This window comes from Rossellomorea sp. LjRoot5 (genome assembly GCF_964253455.1).
Taxonomy (GTDB): domain Bacteria; phylum Bacillota; class Bacilli; order Bacillales; family Bacillaceae_B; genus Rossellomorea.
Map to the genome: position 1 here is coordinate 3,444,403 of NZ_CAXUQN020000001.1, position 19,883 is coordinate 3,464,285.

A 19,883-nucleotide genomic window follows, 5' to 3' on the forward strand; every position below is an offset into this window, starting at 1 on the left:
CATCGATTATACAAAAAGAAGGTCCGGATCACATTGGATCCAGACCTTCTTCTTCATATTATAATCGATCGATTTCACCCAACTGGGATTGCATATCCAACTTCACCATCTCTTGTGCTTTAGAAAAGGTAAACACTTCATTCGATACCCAGTGATTATACAATTTAGCCAGGGCGTTCCGGTGATAGACGGTGCCTTTCACCTCTGTAAAGAAATAGATGATCAACAGGTTGGTCACGTCGGCTGGAAGGTTCTTCTTACGATCTATCCCCTTCAACGAAAGGATATCTAATCCTCTTAATGGACTGCCGATCACGGTTTCTGCCATGTGAAAATGATCAGCTGTCTGACATAGTGCCACAAGATCCGGACTCAATTCTTCAAATTTCAAGTGAATTCCCCTTTTATATATTACATAGATAGTGAACGAAAGATCGTTACACTTTTAGGTCCTCTTAGATTGTAAGATTAACTACTATGTAGTATAACAAAAAAATGGTACAGGCAGACACTCCAATATGTTAATTTTTACTCAACCAAAACTCCATCACCTTTTCATTTGTGGAAGGATAGATCAACCTATTCACCTGGAGCTCCGTCAGATAGCACTCGGTGACCCAATCAGGCAGGTTTATACTCTTCTCCTTCCAAAGACGGGTTCGCTCCAATGCATCCTCCACACTCATCTTCACCCATGTGTCGGTAGTTATATTCTCTCTCTCGCCGGATTCCTCTTCCGCCAACGGATGAAGGGAACGATTGTAGTATGGGATGCCCTCACCGACATGGCTTATGTTCCTCACCCATATGGTGCTTTCCTTGGGAAGAAAACCTATCGTCCTCATACCTGACGCTTGCATGGTATTCTCCTCCAAATAGCAGAAACAACCGTACCAGTCACGGTCTACCTCTTTCGGGAAAATTATTTCTGTCGTGTAAATGGATTGGCCGGTATGAAACAAATTATGGACTACACGGTTGATGAAAACCGGATCCTTTTCCTTATGTTTGGTAGGTGATCCACATGTGAAACCATTGTGATGGAAACGGATCATCTTGACGAATTGCATGGCGCCCCCTCCTTCTACGGTGAATTTTATTCAAGGGCATACCTCACCAAATTCACTCTATAATAGAGGTAATTCCCTTTATAGATTGACTTCAAACAAAGGATGATGGAATTATAAAAAAAGAGCGTTCATGTAAACGCACGTTCTAGAGCCGACGTACCTTGTTTCAGAACACATTGCCTTTTATAAGGCAAAGGACATGAATTTTTAGGAATCAACTGACAGGAACCGATGACCTTTTACATTTTTTCACAGAAGTCAGCCGCAATCCTTTGACGTCCGCTGAAGAAGAGATTTACCATTTAAACTGACTCCGTAAAAGGGATCGATATAGCCAATAGATAATATCCATTTCATGGTGAGCGCTCACCATGAATGAACTCTAAGAAAGAAGGCGTATGGAATATGTGTGGAATTGCAGGCTGGATTGATTGGTCAAGAGACCTTACCAATGAGGGACGGACACTGAAAAACATGACCGATGTCATTGAGCACCGGGGACCGGATGCAGAAGGAAGCTGGCTGCAAGGTCATGCCGCCCTCGGGCACCGCAGATTAATCGTCATCGACCCGGATGGCGGTAAACAGCCGATGCTCTATCAAAACGGTAAGAACACGATTGCTTTAACGTACAATGGAGAGCTTTATAATTATCTGGAGCTGCGTAATGAGCTTACGGAGAAGAATCATCAATTTACAACGAACTCCGATACAGAAGTGCTACTGCATGCTTACCTTGAATGGGGCGAAGATTGCGTCCATCATTTTAACGGCATCTTCGCTTTTGGAATCTGGGATGAGGAACAAGAAAGGCTCATGCTCGGTCGTGACCATTTGGGGGTGAAACCCTTATTTTATACGTTAAAAGAAAACAGGATACTGTTCGGCTCGGAAATCAAAGCTTTACTTGCCCACCCGGACGTTCAGGCAGAAATTGATACAGAAGGCTTATCTGAAGTATTTGGACTTGGTCCGATGAAGACACCTGGAAAAGCCATTTTCAAAAATATACAAGAAGTCCGGGCTGGCCATTATATGACTATCACCAAAAATGATCGAAACACCGTACAATACTGGAAGCTTGAAAGCAAAGAACATACCGATGATATAGAGACAACGGTCCGTACGATACGGGAACTGCTCGAGGATACAGTCAAACGGCAGTTAATCGCAGATAAACCACTCGTGTCCATGCTCTCAGGCGGCCTGGACTCAAGTGGACTGACGGCCATCGCCGGGAAAGAATTTAAAAAGGACAACAAATCACTTCCGACGTATTCCATTGACTTCGTGAACAATGAAGAAAGCTTCAAGGAAGACTTCCTGAGACGCGACCTTGATGAACCATGGGTGAAGAGGGTCTCAGAGCATGTCGGGACGGATCATACTTCGATTGTATTTGATGCGGAGAAACTAGTAGATAACCTCCTCACCCCTATGCGTGCAAGGGACATGCCGGGAGTCGGCGAAATCGAGACCTCCCTCTACCTTTTATTTAAGGAAATGAAAAAAGATGCCACCGTCGCATTGTCTGGGGAATCCGCCGATGAAGTGTTCTCCGGGTATCCGTGGTTCCATCAAGAGGAGTTCCTCGATGCCGATGTGTTCCCGTGGCTCCTGAATATCGGAGGGATCGCCGGTGTCCTGAAGAAAGACCTGCAAGATAAGCTGAACATCAAGAAATATCAAAAGCAGCGCTATCAGGAAGCACTTGCAGAGCTACCGTTATTAGAAGGGGAAAGCGATGTTGAAGCGAAGCAAAGAAGGATGTCATATATGTTCATCACCCGCTTCCTTCCCTTTATGCTCGACCGGAAAGACCGGGCAAGCATGATGACGGGCTTTGAAGTCCGGGTACCCTTCTGTGACTACCGCCTTGTGGAATACCTGTGGAATATCCCGTTCGAGATGAAGAATATCGATGACATCGAAAAGGGTATCTTACGCCGTGCGTTTGAAGGATATCTACCCGATGATGTGCGGAATAGAAGGAAGAGCGCCTACCCTAGTACGAAGGATGATGCGTATCTCGCAGGAGTCCAGAAGTGGATGACTTCCATATTGGATGATCCTTCTTCCCCGATTCTTGAGTTGATCGACGTAGAGGCTGTCAGAAAGATTGGTGCAGGAGAAAGCAGCCTTCCTGATTCCAGTGTAAAAGGTTTATTGGATTATTTAATCCAAGTGAATGGATGGTTGAAAGAGTACAATATTAAAGTGGCCATATAATCTGAAGGAGCCGTGGGGACAGGCCCCCCTGGCTCCTTTTCCTGTTCATGGGGGCTGGTGCTGCGTCGAATTGTATAAGTATTTATCAATTTCCGGGGAAATAGTTGTAGAAGTATGTAAGATTATTGCCTATCGGATGTCCAACCAGGCTAATGGTAGCAGGATTGATTCATTCCCTGAAGTTTATCCTCATTTATTTTATCTTGCCTATCCCCCTAGAAAATGGAATAATATACCTATAAATGAGTGTAATTCCAAGGAGGAATGACCTATCCGCACTGCAACTGAAGTCGAACATTATTTCCACACTACTGAAATCAGCACCTTCACCATTAATGAAAACGAAGACAAACTCGTGTTCAGCACGAACCTTAACGGAACCTTTAACCTATGGGCCATGGATCTACCTCATCTGTTTCCTTATCGGTTAACGACCATTAACCAGAATAGCAGCCTCATCCATATTCATCAAAATCAAATCGTTGCAACCTTCGAGAAGGATGGCGATGAAAATCAGCAATTGCATCACATGCCCTTATCAGGGGGTACCCCTATCCCCTTCCATGAAGAGGAATCCGGTTCCACTTGCTATCACGCCTGCTTTACAGATCAGGAAATGTACTACTCTACCAACCACGAAAACCCATTGTTGAACATTTATAAAACCGATTTACAAACGGGCCATACCACTCTTATCCAACAAGGTGATCATGGTCCGATCGTTGTGGCAGCCGCCTCTTCCGACGGGTCTTATGTCTATACAGAAACGTACTCCAACACCCATTCCACTGCCTTTTACCAGACTGGTGATACGAAAGTGCCCCTGGTACCGGATGTTAACACCGCTCATACGATCAAGGATATTTACTTGACCAGGGAGTTTATTTATTTCACAACGAACTATGGAAAAGAATTTTCATATCTTGCTTCTTTTAACCTTTTAACCTATGAATTCCACCCTCTGTTTGCATTAGATAAAGAAGAAATCACTTCGATCCAGTTCCACCCACAATCGAATACGATCTTCATGACGGCGGAAAAAGGCGTAAGGGATCATCTATATGTCTATGAAATGTCGACGGGTGAGGGAGAGAGAATCGATATCCCCTGCGATGTCGTCAAAAAAATAAAAGTCACCAAGAATGGAAGCCTCTTTGTGCTTGGAATTTCTGCTGACAAAACGGATACCATTTTCAAAAGGGAAACGAACGGCTGCTGGACACTGGTGACGAATACCAAAGTACTTGGAGTGCCTGATGGAAACATGATTAAACCGGACGTCGTCCACTACGAAAGCTATGATGGCCTGGAAATTGAAGCCCTGCTGTACAGACCAAAGAAAACAAATGGAGTCACCATCCTCTGGCCGCATGGGGGACCCCAGAAAGCAGAGCGTATGATCTACAGACCTGTGATTCAGTATCTCGTCCAAAGCGGCTATACCCTCTTCGCCCCCAACTTCCGAGGCAGTAAATGCTACGGGGCAACATTCGAGAAGATGGTGGAACAGAACTGGGGGGACGGACCTCGCCACGACTGTGTGGCTGGATTGGATTGGCTTATACAGGAAGGGATTGCAGAAAAGGGTAAAATCGTGTCGATGGGCGGAAGCTATGGCGGCTATATGAGTCTGCTTCTCGCCGGGCGACATCCTGAGTATTTCTGTGGGATTGTCGATATATTTGGCATATCGAATCTATTAACCTTCCTGAAAAATGTTCCGGCAAGTTGGAAAACCCTTATGGATCAAATGGTGGGAAATCCCGAAACAGACTATGAAAAGCTTGTAAGAGACTCACCTATTACCTATATCGACCATATGAATTCTCCGATGTTCATCATTCACGGGGAGAACGATCCAAGGGTGAAGACTGAGGAGTCGGAGCGGATTGTAGATGAATTAAAACACAAAGGGGTCTCTGTTGAGTATCTCTTGTTTCATGACGAAGGTCATGGTTTTTCTAAAAAGAAGAATGAAATGCGGGCTAACAAAGAAATTCGCAGATTTCTGGATGGACTGGTGGAAGCAGATCATGAATGCCGTCTCCAAAGATAGAGAGGCTTTTTAAAATGAGTAATATTGGCGTTTCTCTCACACATATAAGTGCTTCCCTCATTTTCATCGGTATCAGCATTCCGTTACTTTTAGGGAAAATCAAGATGAATACGTATTATGGGATCAGGATTTCAAAATCATTCGAATCTGATGAAGCCTGGTTTAAGATCAATCGATATGGGGCCTTGCAGATAATTCTATGGTCTGTCCCTTTATTCCTGGCTGGAATGGTCTTTTTGTTTTTGCCTCCCTTTACGGAGACAGCTGAGGTTGTTCTGGTTTTTTTACCGTGTGTGTGGCTCGTTCCACCTGTTGTACGAACTTTCTTTTATGCTAAAGAACTGTAATCATTGCATGTCTCAAAGGAAATCCGGCCTCATAAATGCCAAATCTCCTTTTATTGAAGACATTTTTTGATTTCCCTCTTGCTCTGAAACCCGTTTCATACTTTATATTGGAGGTGAAGGTGAGAAATCACATTCAAATGATTGGCGTAACGCATGTAATGCGGCGTGACAATCTCCTCCTGAAGTGTTCATATTATATGGACACTTTTTTTCATGTGCACTTTTGTGTAATTCTTGCTGATATGAATTAAGGATGACGATTTGGATGAACTATTCATCCCGGAGCTGGAGGATGAAATGTGATAGCCATTAAAAAATATCAGACACTACTATTATTAGCCTTCCTGGCGATCTGGGATAACGAAACCCCCGATTCTGAAAAGAGTCGGGGGTTCTCAGTTTACCTTAATAATGCTCCTATATGCAGAATACACCCTGAACCAAGGTCGAGGGTCAGAATATTTTTTTAATAAAATGTTTGAATATTCTATAAATGGTTAGTATAATAGAAAAAAGGTCAAGGAGCTGATTTTCATGAAGAAGTATTTGCTGAACTCACCACAGTCTGATGTAAATCACATGGATTCCCTATTTGCAGAAATGATATTGGACGAGGCACTGCTGACATTTCGGAAAAAGCAAATCGCACAAGATATTGACCAGGCATTATGTAACCGGAATAAAAAAGAATTCCTGCGGTTGACGGAGGAATTGAAGGAAATCCAGAGTGTGGAATAATTAAATATGACAATAAATAAAAAGAGGACCATTCCCTACTGATTTGTAGTTGGAAATGGATCCTCTTTTATGTTTTAAGAATCGTTTTCTTTTATACTAAATCCAACCTACATGACCTCACGACACATAATCAATCGTCGCCCCGCCAATTTCCACTTCCCTGCCAAAGAGTCTCGAATAGACACCGGATTGATTCTGAAGAAGTTCAGCGTGTTTTCCTTGCTCTGCAATCCGTCCATCCTCCAGGACGACGATTTGATCCGCAGACAGGACCGTCGATAGCCGGTGGGATACGATGATGATCGTTTGATTCTTCCCGGCCCTCAGTACGGCTTCGTTGATCTTCGTTTCCGTTATCGGATCAAGTGCGGAGCTCGCTTCATCCAGGATCAAGATAGGCGCGTCCTTCAATAATGCCCTGGCCAGTGACAGACGCTGTTTCTGTCCACCCGATAAGAGGCTTCCCCTTTCACCGATCGATGTATGAAGCCCTTCAGGCAGCGTCTCGATCAGATCACCGAGACCGCTGTCTTCGAGTGCTTTCAAGAGCTCCCCATCCGTCGCATCCCGCTTACCGATCCGCAGATTATCAGCCAATGTTCCACTCCTCAGCATGACATCCTGGGTGACAATGGCCATCTGCGACCGCAGCCACGCTGTATCCCACTCCCTGATATCCCTGTCATCCACTTCAATCAGGCCGACTCCCGTATCATAGAGCTTGAATAAGAGATCGACAATCGTGGATTTGCCTGATCCGCTCGGGCCGACCAGTGCCCATTTTTCCCCGGCACCAATGGAAAAAGAAACACCATTTAATACATTTTCATCTTTACCAGGATAAGAAAATGCGACGTCCTGAAGACGGATGCTGCCGATTGCCCGTTCACCGGCGATGCCTTCTGACACCTCAGCTTCCGACACTTCCTCGGCAAGCAAAATTTCCGAACGATCCAACGCAGGACCTGTTCTTCTGACAGAAAGCCAGTTTCTGAGAAGCCTTTGCATCTCATTTGCCGCAATGGTCACGAGTCCACCGGCTGTCAGCATCTGGCCACTTGTCAGTCCTTGATTCCAGATTAAGAGCGTACTGATCAAATAAACCAGTCCCAGGGCAAATCCGTTATAACTCGCAATGACGACAACGGATTGCATCCTCGCTTTCAGTTCTTTCACCGAGTGCTGCACGAAGCTGTCACGGATAGAGATCACGCTGTCCACTTCACTCTCCGACACGCCCATGACCCGGGAGAGATGGATCCCCGTCACTGACTCTCTCAATCTCTCAAGATATCTCGACGCTTCTTTCCTGGCATCCGCTGACGCCATTCGGGTTCTTGCTCCTACGACATTAGAAGTCCAGTAGAAAATCACGCCAAGGACGACGCTTGTAATCATCAGGTAAGGATGAATCCATAGGAGCACCAGGCTGTAAATAAAGACCCCCTGCACGCTTGCCATGAAAGTGGAGCCTTCCCACGCCAGAAAATTGTGAAGTGTGTCCGGATCATCCGATACCCTTGCAAGCATCTCCCCTGTGGAATTATGATGGTAAAACGAATACGGGACAATCTGCAGATGGTGGAACAGACGAAGCTTCTGCCAATTCGTCACGGTCTTTGCGGTCTGATGACAGAAATACTCGTCGATGACCATCATGACCAGATCCAGTACTGCAGATAAAATCAGTAGCCACATCAATCCCCATAGCCAGTTATAGTGTTCGTTGGGAATGATCGTATCCACGAGCCAGCTTAAGGCAAGAGTCGGGATCAATGCCGAGAATACCTGGCTGATGGCGATGACGATGGAGTCCGCGATGACCCATTTTTTATAAGGACGGAGAAAGCTTAGCACTCTTCTGCCGTCGCGATTCTTCTTTGCGCTCATCCGATCATCTCCCTTTCAAGTTCGCTGTATTGAGCCCTGTATAATTCATAATACTTCCCTTGCATTAAAAGCAGTTCTTCATGAGTGCCTTTTTCCGCCACGACTCCTCCATCGAGAAGAATGATGACATCGGCATTCCTTACGGTGACAAGACGGTGGGCGATGGTGATCGTGGTCCGTCCCGGAATCAGTTTTTCCAAGGAAGCCTGCACCCGCTCTTCCGTTTCACCGTCAAGGGAAGAAGTCGCTTCATCGAAGATCAGAACAGGCGGCTGTCTAAGGATGGCACGGGCCATGGCCACCCTTTGCCTCTGTCCGCCTGAAAGTTTCAATCCCCTCTCCCCGACGATCGTTTCATATCCTTCTTCCAGTGAAAGGATCAACTCCTTCAACCCTGCCGCTTCTACAGCCTGATCGAGTTCTTCTGTCGTCGCATCGGGTTTTCCGTACAATAGATTTTGCCGGAGTGTACTATTTAAGAGGAAAGTTTCCTGGGATACGACCCCTACCTGCTGACGGAAGCTGTTCCGGTTATAGTCGAATAGATTCTTGTCATCGATCATCACCGAGCCCTGCTGTAGTTCATACAATCCAAGTAACAGCTGGACCAGCGTACTCTTCCCTCCGCCACTCGTTCCGACGATCCCGATATGGTTCCCCTGTTCGAGAGACAAAGAAACGCCTTTTAAGACCTGTTTATCCGTCCCGGGATACGAAAACCATAGATTCTGTAAGTCTATTTTTCCTTTTACAAGACCAAAAGCAGGAAGCTTCTCTTCATGTTCTTCGGGCAGATCGAAATATTCGTAAATCCGCTGCAGGGCCGGAATCGCCTGCTGAATGGTCAAGGCATGTTCTGCCATGGATCTCACGGGTAAAAACATGATGGGAATGAAGCTCAGGCAGGCCACGAGCGTACCGATCGTGATCGTTCCGTCCCAGATCGCCCAGCCTCCGATCAGCATGACCACACCAGGTGCTGCGATATTAAAGAGATTCCCGAGGCGCCAATTCACCTTTCCGATCAGTGCTGCCCGGATCGAGAATTGCTTCCAATCACTCAGCTTCTTCTCCTGCGTGCCAACTTCCATATCCTGCGTCTGATAAGTCCTCACCAGTCGGACACTTTCAATGCTTTCCTGCAGGTGCTGATACATATCCGCACTCATCTCCCGCTGGACCGCGCTCATCTTCCGCATTTTTTTCCCCAATGTAAAGGAAGGAATGATATAAATGGCAAAAACCGCGAACATGACGATCGCCGCAGGCCAGAATAAAACAAACACCGTGGAAAAGGCAGCGACCGCTCCCACCACCTGCTGCAGAATGCGGGGTACGACCGTATTATTAAGGTTCTGAATCGATTCCACATCGTGTGTTAGACGGAAGAGCATATCCCCCCTCGGCGTCTTCGAGAAAAACGACATCGGGGTCCGGTGCAACTTCCTGAACGCCCGGATCTGCATATCTGTGATCACATCAAGCCCGATCTTGACCTGCACATATTCCTGCATTGTTTCAAACAGGGACTTTCCGAGATAAGCTCCGAGAATCCCGCCTACTACCCAGACAAGAAAGTTCAGATCCCCTCCGACAATGACGTCATCTACCAACCTCTTCACGAGAATCGACGGAACGATGGTAAAGAGACCTCCGCTGACGGAAAAAACAAGTGCCACCAAAAGCTTCCTCCAATAAGGCTTAAAATGATTTAAAGTTATTTTTAATAAGTTCATGTTGAACCCCCTCACAAAATTCTATTTTATACCAACGGATGAAAATATTCACTATAATTTGAATACTGTATAAATTAAGTATATTCATCCTTTCATTTTTCTTCTTCGGTCGTTGGGGCATATGGGTTCTACGACTTTTGGATGAAGAAAAAGCTGATCCCCGGCGTGGGATCAGCTTTTCGTTGTTCACTCAATATAGCCAATTAGGTTCTTTACGGGAATATCGTACCCATTCACCCAATCCTGTAAGTTTACATCCAGAACCTGCTTGCTCCCGGCAATGGTTGTTAGGATTCTTGAATCATGATAGGAATACGAAAAGGTGTGAAGCGTGCCGAATAAATTCTCGTAATCCGTGAAGAAAACCGGGGATTCGATGTCTTTAAAATGGTGAAAGGTTTGTTGATGGGAAAGGTTTTTTTTAAAACTCAGTAGATGTATATTTCGCTCGAGGGAGCCTGCGATGGATGGCCGATTTTTCCTTTTCATTTGTTCGTCCTGAAAATGATTCACACATGACAGAAAAGATTCTCCATACCTGACCGTCACCTTCTCAGGGCTCGCTTCCACTTCTGCCATCTTTCCATTTCGGTCTCCGAGGGAAAAGTTATAACAGGCGGAGTGCGGGATTTGCTTTAGTAAGGTAACTGCTTCTTCAAGGGAAGAACACGTATCCAGAACCATCCGTATGGCAGTCCAGGGAGAGACTCCTTTTCTGTAGCCGTCATGACTGACAAAGTGCAAGCCTGCAACCAGACCACGTTCGTTCACGCCGTCATGCCTCCCCAGGAGCTGAAGATTATACCCTGCGGATGCAAAGGCCTGTTCCGGTTGCACCAGGCTAAAAACCCCATCATATAAATCCGGGGAAAAATCATAATTCCTCACATAATAATCCTTTGTAAGAAGGCTGGAACATCCCATTGCTTCAGTCTTTGGGACGTCATAGCCGCTAAACAAAGCCGCTGCTTTATGAGAAGAAATACCAAATCCTTCTGCAAGGCCTTCCAGCTCATCCAGTAGGTGTGGAGCGAACGAGGAATAAATCGATTTCATTTCAGGAAGATCAATCTCTTGTTTGGTGATCGAACCCAGCATATGTAAGATTGACGTTGCTCTCATCTCTTCACCCGTATCTACCCCGATATGATATGAGCTGCCCCTCAATTGAAAGATTTGTACTGTGAAATCCGACATGTAAAATCCCTCCTTGCTTCCATCTTATTCTTCCTGATTGCTACTCACCTGTCTTTTTGTGCTTATTTTGGACTGATGGAGTAACTCGCATTTACGGGGAAGACGGGATTCATGCGGATTTTTAGTCCTTTCATGCGAGATTTCATTTAATCATGCCGGATTTCTTAGAAATCAAGCGGTATATGAAACAATAGAGCGGGATTTCAGATAATCATGCCAGCTTGTCGAATTTTCTTTCTCTCTCACAAATAAAAAGCTGAAGAGCCAACCCCCTTCAGCTTTTCTTCACTTCACACCCTCAACCAGTTCCCTCATGGAGTTCAACTTAGCTGTCAGCTCAAGGAACCACTCTTCGTCTCCCGTTTCGAGGGCCAGGTCGATCAGATACTGGATCTGTTCTTTATTTTTGACATGTGTATCGGGAATTTTGTTTATTTGTCTGTTTAGCAGGGGAAGTATCTTCCCTTCGATCGTTTTATTATCGCTGGTCACGATTTTAGCTTTGACAGCTTCTCCTTTGGTGTCCAGGTTCTCAATATAGCCGATGACCAGTTCTCCGGTAAGTAATTTCCCTTTGACCCAATCTCCAATTTTTAAAAGTGTTTGCTCGTTTGACATTCCTTTTCACCTTCCAAACTGTAATGTTATTTGTTACAATTAGTCAAAAAGAAAGCCTTTTATGCTTTCTCCTGATGAATCATCTCGACGATGTCTTTAATCGTATAATCCTTTAAGTAATCTCCCAGTTTTTCTTCTGCACCGAGGAAAATCTGGAACAGGACACTTTTCATATTGGCGCCCACTAGACACTTATCATTGGTAGCAGTGCATTTTGGCTGCAGGGCGCCTTCTGATGTGATTTTATAAATATCCCACAAGTTAATATCGCTGAGGTCCATGGCAAAGATGAATCCGCCGCCTGTCCCTTCTTTCGACGCAATGAATCCCTGCTTTTTCAGAAGACTGAGGACTTTGCGGATCCGGACCGGATGGACCCCTGCACTTTCTGAAATCGCATCGCTTGTCGACATGCGGTCCGTCTGCAGTGCCAAGTACGTTAAACTGTGGATGGCTAAGGTAAAGTCACTATTCATGGCCTGCCTCCTTCACGGATGTTACTGTAATGTTAACTTTTACAGTTTACACTGTCAAGAATCCGGTTTTCCGGTTAATTGGCCAGCTTTTGCAACTCATTGTATTCGAAGTTACGCACTTTCCTTGGGAGAAAGCTACGGATTTCTTCATCGTTATATCCGATCTGCAATCTTTTCTCATCCAGCATGATCGGTCGTTTCAGTATAAGGGGGTTTTCCCTGATTAGTTTATATAAATCCTGGAGTGGTAATGAATCAATGTCTACTTTCAACTCCTGGTACGCCTTTGATTGTTTAGAGATGATGTCCTCTGTGCCATTTTCCGTCAGGCGGAGGATCGACTTGATTTCATCAGGCGTCAATGGTTCTGTCAGCATATTGCGTTCCACATAGGGTATTGAATGTTCATCTAGCCACGCTCTCGCTTTGCGGCAGGACGTACAGCTCGGTGTCAGAAATAAATTGACCATGTGTTTACACACTCCTTTTTAAATGTAATAAAAAAAGTAACAGTTATGATGAAAATAAATGCACTCCTGATTCCGGGTACACTGTAATAATAATATTTACAGTTAGAATTGTCAACCGCTTTTTTAAAATAGAATCCTTCCCCATCCAGAGAAGGATTCTGCTTTTTATTTCCGTGATACCGCACCTTTCGCAGACACGGCGGCGAATGTAATCGTGATGGCACAAACGATCACAATGGCGATCACACCCTGCATCAGATCCCAAAACACCCAGCCGTCGATGAGAGCGGTCCGCATGCTTTCAAACACATAGGTCGTCGGGTTGATCGTGGCCGCAATCTTTAACCACTGAGCCTCGATCAATTCAAGTGGAACAAAGGTCGTGCTTAAGAAAATGAGCGGGAAAAAGATAAATGTCCCCGCCTGGGCGGCCTGGGCATTTCTCGTCCGCAGGGCAATCCCGACGGAATACCCGGCAAAAGCAAGTCCCCAGCCAATCGCGATCAGCAGGACAAACAAAACCCCGGCAAATCCTGTTTTGACGTTCAGACCGAGTAAAAAGGCCATTCCTATGATAAGGAGCGTCTGAACAAGCAGCTGCAGCATTCCGGCAATGATCGGACCGAGGACGATGGCAAGTCGCGATGCCGGTGTTAAAAGCAGTCTTGAGAAAAAGCCGGTTTCAATATCCTTTACGATGCTCTGCCCCGCTCCCCCAGCTCCACCGATGGCAGCAGATACAATCGAAACGGGAAGGATGAAGGCAAGGTAATCGGCACCTTCAAAGGTCGGCAACTGGGATATACCGCTCAGTCCTCCCTCGTACACCAGAAGGAAGAAAGCTGAAATAATCAGATTAGGAATGAATGAAAAAGGGTTACGGATGGTGGTTTTGATGTTCCGGATCGTCATGAGCCACGTGTCCTTGAACACATTATTCCCCATGGCTCTTCACCCCTTCCTTCGTCTCGCTCGTCAATTTAAGGAAGATATCGTCCAGTGTAGGAGAAGACAATTGAATATCGATGATTCCGATATCCTCTGTGTCAAGGATACGGACGACCTCAAGAAGCTGCTTCGTTCCCTCTTCTACATAAACGAGGATCTTTTCTTGTTGGGCGAGGACATCGACCCCTTCCATTTGGGTGCGAATCAGGTTCACACTATGTTCGATCACATCCCGGTCTTTCAAGGTGAGGGTAATGAGATCCTGCCCGATCTCTGCCTTCAAGTCCTTCGGTGATCCCATGGCGACGATTTCGCCTTTATTGATGATGCCGATCCGGTCTGCGAGGGAGTCGGCTTCTTCCAGATACTGCGTTGTGAGAAAGATCGTCGTTCCCTTCTCCTTGTTCAGACGGCGCAGCTCTTTCCAGATCGCTGCACGGCTCGACGGATCCAGTCCTGTCGTCGGTTCGTCCAGAAAAAGGATATTCGGTTCGTTGACCAGGGTGAGGGCAAGGTCCAGTCTCCTTCTCATCCCCCCGGAATAACCACCGATCCTTCGCTCAGATGCTTCTGATAAATCCACAATTTCCAGAAGCTCCTGTGCCCTTCGTTTCCCTTCTTCCTTCCCGAAGCCGAAAATAAAAGCCTGAAGCTCCACCATCTCACGGCCGGTCAGATCCGGGTCGACCCCCGTCTCCTGAAGGGCCACGCCGATATGCCGGCGGACGTGTTCCGCCTCCCCGATGACATCATATCCGGCCACTTCCACTTTTCCGGAAGAAGCATTGATCAATGTCGTCAAAATCTGGACCGTCGTCGATTTCCCGGCCCCATTGGGACCTAAAAAAGCGAAAAACTCCCCCTCCTCGACTCGGAAAGATATACCTTTCACTGCCTGCACGTTTCCTTTTTTAAATGTTTTGGTTAGATTCTCCACTACAATCCTGCCATTCATGAGCTTCCCTCCGTTCTACCTATTTCTATTCGAGGAGGGGATTGGTTTATCCTTTATTAGGTGTGTGCCGATGTGTTGGCATACCAAGGGGACAGGAATCTTGGCTCTTAAGAGTGAACCGGGGAGGCTGTCCCTGTGGAACTCATGAATTCACGTGTTAATGCAATCATTTTTTCCGGTTGCTCAAGTATGGTCCAGTGCCCGCTTTCTTCTACTTCTTTAAGGATGACATTATTCAAATGTACCAAAACGGTTTCCTTCATATAGGCAGGCGGTAATATATCGTGTGATCCTTGAGCAATCATGATGGGGAGAGATCTAAAAACAGGCAAGGACGGGACCAGATTGTAATGGTGGTCAAGTTCTTTGCCAATATGCTTAAGGGCATCCTGGTTGTATGAGATCATTGCTTTCTTTTTTAATGTGTCGACTGAATACACGTAATGAGGGTCGAAAAGTTGTTCAAGCTTTCGAGAAGAATCGACACCCAATAGAGAAGAAAGGGAATAATAACCGAGCAGCATTTTCTTGTGGAATCCGAGTTTTCGAAAAAGGCGTTCTTTGAAGGCCCGATAGTCTTGAGAAGATAAACCGATTGCGGCAGTAATGACAAGTTTATGGATGCGGTCCGGATGTTTCGCCGCATACGATAGGCCCAGAATGCTCCCCCAAGACTCGCCGAAAAGCGTCATTTTCTCCAGGTTGAGGGATTTTCTGACTTCTTCAAGATGGTTGACTTCATCATCTATGGAATATGAATGGCCTTCCCCTACTTCTGATCTTCCGCACCCCGTTTGATCATAAAAAATGATCTGAAAGCTTTCCCCTAAAGGCTCCATGTGAGGGAGGAAATAGTCAGAACTCCCGCCTGGACCGCCGTGGAGGAAAACAATCGGCTCCCCTGCTCCTTTTTTAGTGATAAAAACGTTCTTTCCGTTGATCATGACATACTCTTCTTCCATCAATCCATAAGCCTCCTATTAATGAATACATACACGCCCGTTAACAGAACCAACATGACCACCACCAGAATGGTTCCCTCATAGGCATAATCGATAAAGCTGTTGATGATCACCATCAAACCTAATGGAAGAAAGAAGAAAAGCCCTGTAATAGTACCCAATAAAGACTTATTTTTGATCATCTTTTCATTGAAGCCTGCTAACAGCCATGTTTGTTTTTTGACACCGACTAAATATGAAACCAGGACAAGAGCAAGACCGATCATCAGCAAACCGTAGTCCATAGTGATTCCTCCATTTTTTCATGTTAGTACATGTACGTTTCAGCTCCACGAAGGTTCCATATTTTTACTAAAAAAGCCCCAATGGCGTACCAAGGGACCTGTTCCTACTATATATTAAGGCATCGAACTGACAGCAAAATAGATAAACACGGTTGCCACCATCAAAAACACCATCCAGCCATTTGAGATGGCGAGTATTCTTCTATTTATGCTCACTTTATCCAGCTTGATTTGAATGATAAATCCGATCGCTACAATGGAAACCCAAACCGCAACTCCATAGGGTGAAAATAAGTAACCGGAATTCATAATCCACAAAAAAAAGATGCTGAAGTGGACCAAAATGAATACGAAAGTCATTTTCTTCATACTCTTCCCTCCTGTCCTTGCAGGGAATGTTCGGTTGGAAATTGGGTTGCCCCACCCTTTCCCTTTACACGTTTCAATGTTGCTACAATCAAAAAGCTGACAATGACGAGGAGAAGCCATGAGCTGACCTTCCCGAGATGAACGAGGCTCCAGGCATCGGTCTGATTCGGGTATTCCCAGGCACCGAAGAAGGTTGCAATGTTTTCAGCGATCCAGATGAAGAAGCCGATGAGGACAAAGGACAAGGCAAGCGGCATGCAATAGCGTGTTCCACCTACCTCATATTCAACCCACGTTTTCCAAAAGACGACCATGACAAGGCCCGAAAGCCACCAGCGGACGTCGATCCAATAATGGTGGGTAAAAAAGTTCAAATATATCGCTGCGGCAAGGGCAACGACTGCCCAAAACGGCGGCCACTTAATCAGTTCCACCTTGAGCCTCCTCCATGCCTGGCACAGGTAACTTGCTACACTTGCATACATGAATCCGCTGTATAAAGGGACACCGAGCAGTTTGGAATAGCCTTCCCCGGGATAAGACCACGAGCCCATATGTACCTTGAACAGTTCAAGGGTAAGGCCGATCAGATGGAACAAGGTGATGACCTTCAGTTCATCCCGGGTTTCGAGACCCGATTTCACCATTCCCCATTGCATCACAAGGCAGATCAGGAGCAGCCAGTCATACCTTGGCAGGAAGGGGACCGGAATGATTTGAGTCAAAGCCAAAGACGCAAAGATGACCACAGGAAACAAGCAGGACAGAGCCTGCTCCCAGCCGAAACGAAGGAGTTGTTTGCCCGCTCTCATGATCATGACTCTGCTTCTTCATCACGCTGATACTCAAGCAAATCTCCCGGCTGACAATCAAGGGCCTTGCATATCGCGTCCAAGGTGGAGAGACGAACTGCCTTTGCCTTCCCATTTTTCAGGATCGACAGGTTTGCCATCGTGATTCCCACCTTTTCTGAAAGCTCCGTCACACTCATTTTCCGTTTCGCAAGCATCACATCAATATTGATTATAATTGCCATAATTTCACCTCAGACCGTTAAATCATTTTCAGATTTGATTTCGATGGCATTGTTTAATAGCTTTTGGAGAACCGCCGCAAATACCGCAATGACGGCTGAACCGAAGATGAAGATCATCCCGATCACGATAATGCCCGGTGCGTCATCCACCTGCGCCAGCATATAAAAGAGCGGCAATCCTGCTACATAGAAGAGACTGATCACAATGGCACACTTCTTGATTATTTTCAACGCCTTCACGGATGCCCCTGAGAATGCGTTGTTCCGGTCAATCAACATTAACAATTTAAACGCTTGAAACAACGCTGTGTAAAAAGGAATCGCCGATGCATACATGACGGCCAGCATCCCATAAACGACATAGGCTACCTCCGAACCCGCAGCCTCCATTGCGATCAGTGGTAATCCGATCAAGCACAAAGCGGCAATGGGAGCCCCGATTAGAAAAAGAGCAATCTTCAAAAAAAGTGTTTCCCGTTTCATTCATAGCACCTCACTTGATAATATAGTATGAATTTATCATGTTATTTATTGTTTTACAATAAATAATTATTATTTTTTAAGATATGTTTATTGATAAATAAAAAGCACCCCCTTATTCGAGGGGATGCTCACCAATCGGAATCCAAATGTCCATTTCATATTCATCGCTATCTTCTTTACCAAACCAATGTGCGTCCACCATTTCAATCTCGGGCATACCTTTTTCAATATGATACCCTTCCTCATCGAAGACCTGCCACAGCTTGTGGTAGGTTTGAGAAATATTCCTGGCGGGGCCGATATGCTTGAAAACGGCGTATTTCTGCTTAGGGAAAAGGTGTACCGTCAAGTCCTTTCTCATTCTTCGGAAAGCTACAGAGTCCATCTCCATCCCACAGGTGTAATAGTAGTCATCGCTTCTTGGGGGAAGGCAGACTCCTACAATCTGATCCACTTGATCCGTTGTGATGAATTCCTTCGCTTTCTCCCATAGACCAGGGATCGGATATGCAAAATCTCCGCCCCAGCTTCCCGCAGCACTATATCCGACCACACCAAAAGATTCCTTCACCACTTCTTTAAACTCCATTCCTCTCCCGCCTTTCGTCTCACATGCACTCTACTAATATAGCGGAAACTTCAGAAATCCTCCTGTCCATTCTTGCTCATGATAGACAGGTGAGGGACGATTAACGAGGGACGGACCTCAAACCACAGTAAAAAATTCGGGTGAATCGGCCTTTTGAAGGTCCGTCCCTCAAAAAAAAGAGTCCGACCACTTGGCCGGGCTCCTTTAAGGAATGACGTTTAAAGATTATTCATGCGCGAGTACTGTGCGCGATTGTTTTCTTTCCTGGAAGTAGTAGAGTACGAGTGTTGCAGCAACCAGGATTCCCATGATCATGTATAGTGACCGGTAGCCAGTCAAGGGAATCAGGAAGCCAAGTACATAAGGTCCGAATCCAAGGCCTGCATCCAGGGAAATGTAATACGTTGACGTTGCGAGCCCCACGCGCTCAGGTGGAACGGCCTTCACGGCAATCGCCTGTGTGACGGATTGCATATTACCGAATCCAAGTCCGATCAGAACACCTGAAAGAAGCAGGATCATCGTGTTACCAGCCGCGCTTAACAGGAACAAGCCCGCCGCGAACAGGACAAACGCCGGCAGCATGACAGCCTTGGCACCTTTTGCATCCATCAGTCTACCGGTGAATGGGCGCGAAACGAGGATCGCTACGGCATAGACGACAAAGAACACGCTCGCTGCTTCTACAAGGTCGATGTCGATGGCATAGAAATTAATAAACGACAGGACACTTGAGTAAGCAAGGGAAACGAACAGCACGACAAGCGCGATCGGTAGTGCCTTTGGCTCGATGAAGCTAGACAGGCTCAGGCGCTCTTTCTCTGCTTTTTCCCCTGCCGGTTTCTTGACAACCGGGATTTTCACAAACAGAGAAATAATGTAGCTAATGACCCCAAGCGCAAGACAGAAGGCAAAGATCGTTCTGAAGCTTGCATGCTGACTTAAGAAAAGACCAAAGAATGGACCAACGGCAGTTGCGAGTGTAATACTCATGCTGTAGTAACCGATTCCTTCCCCTTTACGGCTCGCAGGGATGATTTCTGCTACGATGGTACCGGTTGCCGTACTGACCATTCCGAGTGCCACCCCGTGAAGAAAACGGGTTAGCAGTAAGAAACTGATGCCGCCCTCCACGAAATACAGGCATGAGGTGACAATGAATGCGACCATGCCGACAAACAGCATTTTCTTATTTCCGATGGTCGTGATCAACCGGCCAAGGAATAATCGTCCGATCAAGGTCCCGATGATGAAGATCCCGGTCACAAGACCCGCCTGACTTTCCGATGCACCGAATTCATCCACGGCATAGACCGCCATGGTGACAAGCAATAAATAAAAGATTAAATAGATGAAAAAGTTGGCGATGGACATGAGTGTGAAGTCCTTGGTCCATAGCTTTGACTGTGTCTGACTCATCTGTAAAACTC

At 46.0% G+C, this 19,883-nt stretch carries 22 protein-coding genes; 4 read left to right on the top strand and 18 right to left on the bottom strand.

Annotated features, from left to right (window positions below; translation table 11 throughout):
• Positions 1-58 precede the first annotated feature (58 nt).
• On the bottom strand, positions 59-391 hold the full coding sequence (locus tag ACSQ2E_RS17540) for a hypothetical protein (RefSeq protein ID WP_435992614.1): 333 nt from the start codon (positions 389-391) through the stop codon (positions 59-61).
• A 130-nt stretch (positions 392-521) separates the two neighbouring features.
• Positions 522-1,070, bottom strand: coding sequence for a hypothetical protein (locus ACSQ2E_RS17545; RefSeq protein ID WP_435992616.1), 549 nt, complete (start codon positions 1,068-1,070; stop codon positions 522-524).
• 405 nt (positions 1,071-1,475) lie between these two features.
• Here ACSQ2E_RS17545 and asnB point away from each other — a divergent pair, with 405 nt between their 5' ends.
• From asnB to ACSQ2E_RS17565, 4 genes are all read left to right on the top strand, one after another.
• Positions 1,476-3,299: an asparagine synthase (glutamine-hydrolyzing) gene (gene asnB / locus ACSQ2E_RS17550; RefSeq protein ID WP_435994617.1), complete on the top strand. Its 1,824-nt coding sequence runs from the start codon at positions 1,476-1,478 to the stop codon at positions 3,297-3,299.
• 355 nt (positions 3,300-3,654) lie between these two features.
• Positions 3,655-5,355: an alpha/beta fold hydrolase gene (locus ACSQ2E_RS17555; RefSeq protein WP_435992618.1), complete on the top strand. Its 1,701-nt coding sequence runs from the start codon at positions 3,655-3,657 to the stop codon at positions 5,353-5,355.
• A 14-nt stretch (positions 5,356-5,369) separates the two neighbouring features.
• Positions 5,370-5,702 carry an SdpI family protein gene (locus ACSQ2E_RS17560; protein ID WP_435992620.1) on the top strand — a complete coding sequence of 111 codons (333 nt, stop codon included), beginning with the start codon at positions 5,370-5,372 and terminating at the stop codon, positions 5,700-5,702.
• 534 nt (positions 5,703-6,236) lie between these two features.
• The gene (locus ACSQ2E_RS17565) at positions 6,237-6,440 is read left to right on the top strand and encodes an IDEAL domain-containing protein (protein ID WP_435992622.1); all 204 of its coding nucleotides are present in this window, start codon (positions 6,237-6,239) and stop codon (positions 6,438-6,440) included.
• A gap of 117 nt (positions 6,441-6,557) precedes the next feature.
• Here ACSQ2E_RS17565 and ACSQ2E_RS17570 read toward each other — a convergent pair whose 3' ends face one another.
• The 16 genes from ACSQ2E_RS17570 to ACSQ2E_RS17645 form a co-directional block, all read right to left on the bottom strand.
• Positions 6,558-8,330 (bottom strand): ABC transporter ATP-binding protein, encoded by a 1,773-nt coding sequence (locus ACSQ2E_RS17570; RefSeq protein WP_435992624.1) that lies wholly within the window; start codon positions 8,328-8,330, stop codon positions 6,558-6,560.
• A complete protein-coding gene (locus tag ACSQ2E_RS17575; protein WP_435992626.1) occupies positions 8,327-10,066 on the bottom strand; it encodes an ABC transporter ATP-binding protein in 1,740 nt (579 codons plus the stop codon). The genes ACSQ2E_RS17570 and ACSQ2E_RS17575 overlap by 4 nt, the downstream gene beginning before the upstream one ends.
• A gap of 186 nt (positions 10,067-10,252) precedes the next feature.
• Positions 10,253-11,263: a C45 family autoproteolytic acyltransferase/hydolase gene (locus tag ACSQ2E_RS17580; RefSeq protein WP_435992629.1), complete on the bottom strand. Its 1,011-nt coding sequence runs from the start codon at positions 11,261-11,263 to the stop codon at positions 10,253-10,255.
• A gap of 285 nt (positions 11,264-11,548) precedes the next feature.
• Entirely contained in the window at positions 11,549-11,881 is a 333-nt protein-coding gene (locus ACSQ2E_RS17585; RefSeq protein ID WP_034762219.1) for an IDEAL domain-containing protein, read from the bottom strand.
• A 59-nt stretch (positions 11,882-11,940) separates the two neighbouring features.
• On the bottom strand, positions 11,941-12,357 hold the full coding sequence (locus ACSQ2E_RS17590) for an RrF2 family transcriptional regulator (RefSeq protein WP_435992631.1): 417 nt from the start codon (positions 12,355-12,357) through the stop codon (positions 11,941-11,943).
• A gap of 74 nt (positions 12,358-12,431) precedes the next feature.
• Positions 12,432-12,827 (bottom strand): transcriptional regulator SpxA, encoded by a 396-nt coding sequence (gene spxA, locus ACSQ2E_RS17595; protein WP_435992633.1) that lies wholly within the window; start codon positions 12,825-12,827, stop codon positions 12,432-12,434.
• Positions 12,828-12,992: 165 nt separating this feature from the next.
• Positions 12,993-13,772: an ABC transporter permease gene (locus ACSQ2E_RS17600; protein ID WP_435992635.1), complete on the bottom strand. Its 780-nt coding sequence runs from the start codon at positions 13,770-13,772 to the stop codon at positions 12,993-12,995.
• Positions 13,762-14,730 (bottom strand): ATP-binding cassette domain-containing protein, encoded by a 969-nt coding sequence (locus ACSQ2E_RS17605; RefSeq protein ID WP_435992637.1) that lies wholly within the window; start codon positions 14,728-14,730, stop codon positions 13,762-13,764. The genes ACSQ2E_RS17600 and ACSQ2E_RS17605 overlap by 11 nt, the downstream gene beginning before the upstream one ends.
• A gap of 107 nt (positions 14,731-14,837) precedes the next feature.
• On the bottom strand, positions 14,838-15,692 hold the full coding sequence (locus ACSQ2E_RS17610; RefSeq protein WP_435994619.1) for an alpha/beta fold hydrolase: 855 nt from the start codon (positions 15,690-15,692) through the stop codon (positions 14,838-14,840).
• Positions 15,692-15,976: a DUF3784 domain-containing protein gene (locus tag ACSQ2E_RS17615; protein ID WP_435992639.1), complete on the bottom strand. Its 285-nt coding sequence runs from the start codon at positions 15,974-15,976 to the stop codon at positions 15,692-15,694. Before ACSQ2E_RS17615 ends, ACSQ2E_RS17610 begins: the two co-directional genes overlap by 1 nt.
• Positions 15,977-16,090: 114 nt before the next feature.
• The gene (locus tag ACSQ2E_RS17620; RefSeq protein ID WP_435992641.1) at positions 16,091-16,345 is read right to left on the bottom strand and encodes a hypothetical protein; all 255 of its coding nucleotides are present in this window, start codon (positions 16,343-16,345) and stop codon (positions 16,091-16,093) included.
• Positions 16,342-17,157 carry a DUF817 domain-containing protein gene (locus ACSQ2E_RS17625; RefSeq protein ID WP_435994621.1) on the bottom strand — a complete coding sequence of 272 codons (816 nt, stop codon included), beginning with the start codon at positions 17,155-17,157 and terminating at the stop codon, positions 16,342-16,344. The genes ACSQ2E_RS17620 and ACSQ2E_RS17625 overlap by 4 nt, the downstream gene beginning before the upstream one ends.
• A 2-nt stretch (positions 17,158-17,159) precedes the next feature.
• Positions 17,160-17,381: a helix-turn-helix domain-containing protein gene (locus tag ACSQ2E_RS17630; protein ID WP_034762209.1), complete on the bottom strand. Its 222-nt coding sequence runs from the start codon at positions 17,379-17,381 to the stop codon at positions 17,160-17,162.
• Between the two features lie 9 nt (positions 17,382-17,390).
• Positions 17,391-17,864, bottom strand: coding sequence for a DUF2975 domain-containing protein (locus tag ACSQ2E_RS17635; protein WP_435992643.1), 474 nt, complete (start codon positions 17,862-17,864; stop codon positions 17,391-17,393).
• 112 nt (positions 17,865-17,976) lie between these two features.
• On the bottom strand, positions 17,977-18,453 hold the full coding sequence (locus tag ACSQ2E_RS17640) for a GyrI-like domain-containing protein (RefSeq protein WP_435992645.1): 477 nt from the start codon (positions 18,451-18,453) through the stop codon (positions 17,977-17,979).
• 225 nt (positions 18,454-18,678) lie between these two features.
• The gene (locus tag ACSQ2E_RS17645) at positions 18,679-19,872 is read right to left on the bottom strand and encodes an MFS transporter (protein WP_435992647.1); all 1,194 of its coding nucleotides are present in this window, start codon (positions 19,870-19,872) and stop codon (positions 18,679-18,681) included.
• Positions 19,873-19,883 lie beyond the last annotated feature (11 nt).

What these genes read in the sequence shown, in the direction of transcription:
- ACSQ2E_RS17545 (WP_435992616.1), bottom strand. Translation starts at nt 1,070, where the DNA reads ATGCAATTCGTCAAGATGATCCGTTTCCATCACAATGGTTTCACATGT.
- asnB (WP_435994617.1), top strand. Translation starts at nt 1,476, where the DNA reads ATGTGTGGAATTGCAGGCTGGATTGATTGGTCAAGAGACCTTACCAAT.
- ACSQ2E_RS17560 (WP_435992620.1), top strand. Translation starts at nt 5,370, where the DNA reads ATGAGTAATATTGGCGTTTCTCTCACACATATAAGTGCTTCCCTCATT.
- ACSQ2E_RS17565 (WP_435992622.1), top strand. Translation starts at nt 6,237, where the DNA reads ATGAAGAAGTATTTGCTGAACTCACCACAGTCTGATGTAAATCACATG.
- ACSQ2E_RS17570 (WP_435992624.1), bottom strand. Translation starts at nt 8,330, where the DNA reads ATGAGCGCAAAGAAGAATCGCGACGGCAGAAGAGTGCTAAGCTTTCTC.
- ACSQ2E_RS17575 (WP_435992626.1), bottom strand. Translation starts at nt 10,066, where the DNA reads ATGAACTTATTAAAAATAACTTTAAATCATTTTAAGCCTTATTGGAGG.
- ACSQ2E_RS17580 (WP_435992629.1), bottom strand. Translation starts at nt 11,263, where the DNA reads ATGTCGGATTTCACAGTACAAATCTTTCAATTGAGGGGCAGCTCATAT.
- ACSQ2E_RS17585 (WP_034762219.1), bottom strand. Translation starts at nt 11,881, where the DNA reads ATGTCAAACGAGCAAACACTTTTAAAAATTGGAGATTGGGTCAAAGGG.
- ACSQ2E_RS17590 (WP_435992631.1), bottom strand. Translation starts at nt 12,357, where the DNA reads ATGAATAGTGACTTTACCTTAGCCATCCACAGTTTAACGTACTTGGCA.
- spxA (WP_435992633.1), bottom strand. Translation starts at nt 12,827, where the DNA reads ATGGTCAATTTATTTCTGACACCGAGCTGTACGTCCTGCCGCAAAGCG.
- ACSQ2E_RS17600 (WP_435992635.1), bottom strand. Translation starts at nt 13,772, where the DNA reads ATGGGGAATAATGTGTTCAAGGACACGTGGCTCATGACGATCCGGAAC.
- ACSQ2E_RS17605 (WP_435992637.1), bottom strand. Translation starts at nt 14,730, where the DNA reads ATGAATGGCAGGATTGTAGTGGAGAATCTAACCAAAACATTTAAAAAA.
- ACSQ2E_RS17610 (WP_435994619.1), bottom strand. Translation starts at nt 15,692, where the DNA reads ATGGAAGAAGAGTATGTCATGATCAACGGAAAGAACGTTTTTATCACT.
- ACSQ2E_RS17615 (WP_435992639.1), bottom strand. Translation starts at nt 15,976, where the DNA reads ATGGACTACGGTTTGCTGATGATCGGTCTTGCTCTTGTCCTGGTTTCA.
- ACSQ2E_RS17620 (WP_435992641.1), bottom strand. Translation starts at nt 16,345, where the DNA reads ATGAAGAAAATGACTTTCGTATTCATTTTGGTCCACTTCAGCATCTTT.
- ACSQ2E_RS17625 (WP_435994621.1), bottom strand. Translation starts at nt 17,157, where the DNA reads ATGAGAGCGGGCAAACAACTCCTTCGTTTCGGCTGGGAGCAGGCTCTG.
- ACSQ2E_RS17630 (WP_034762209.1), bottom strand. Translation starts at nt 17,381, where the DNA reads ATGGCAATTATAATCAATATTGATGTGATGCTTGCGAAACGGAAAATG.
- ACSQ2E_RS17635 (WP_435992643.1), bottom strand. Translation starts at nt 17,864, where the DNA reads ATGAAACGGGAAACACTTTTTTTGAAGATTGCTCTTTTTCTAATCGGG.
- ACSQ2E_RS17640 (WP_435992645.1), bottom strand. Translation starts at nt 18,453, where the DNA reads ATGGAGTTTAAAGAAGTGGTGAAGGAATCTTTTGGTGTGGTCGGATAT.
- ACSQ2E_RS17645 (WP_435992647.1), bottom strand. Translation starts at nt 19,872, where the DNA reads ATGAGTCAGACACAGTCAAAGCTATGGACCAAGGACTTCACACTCATG.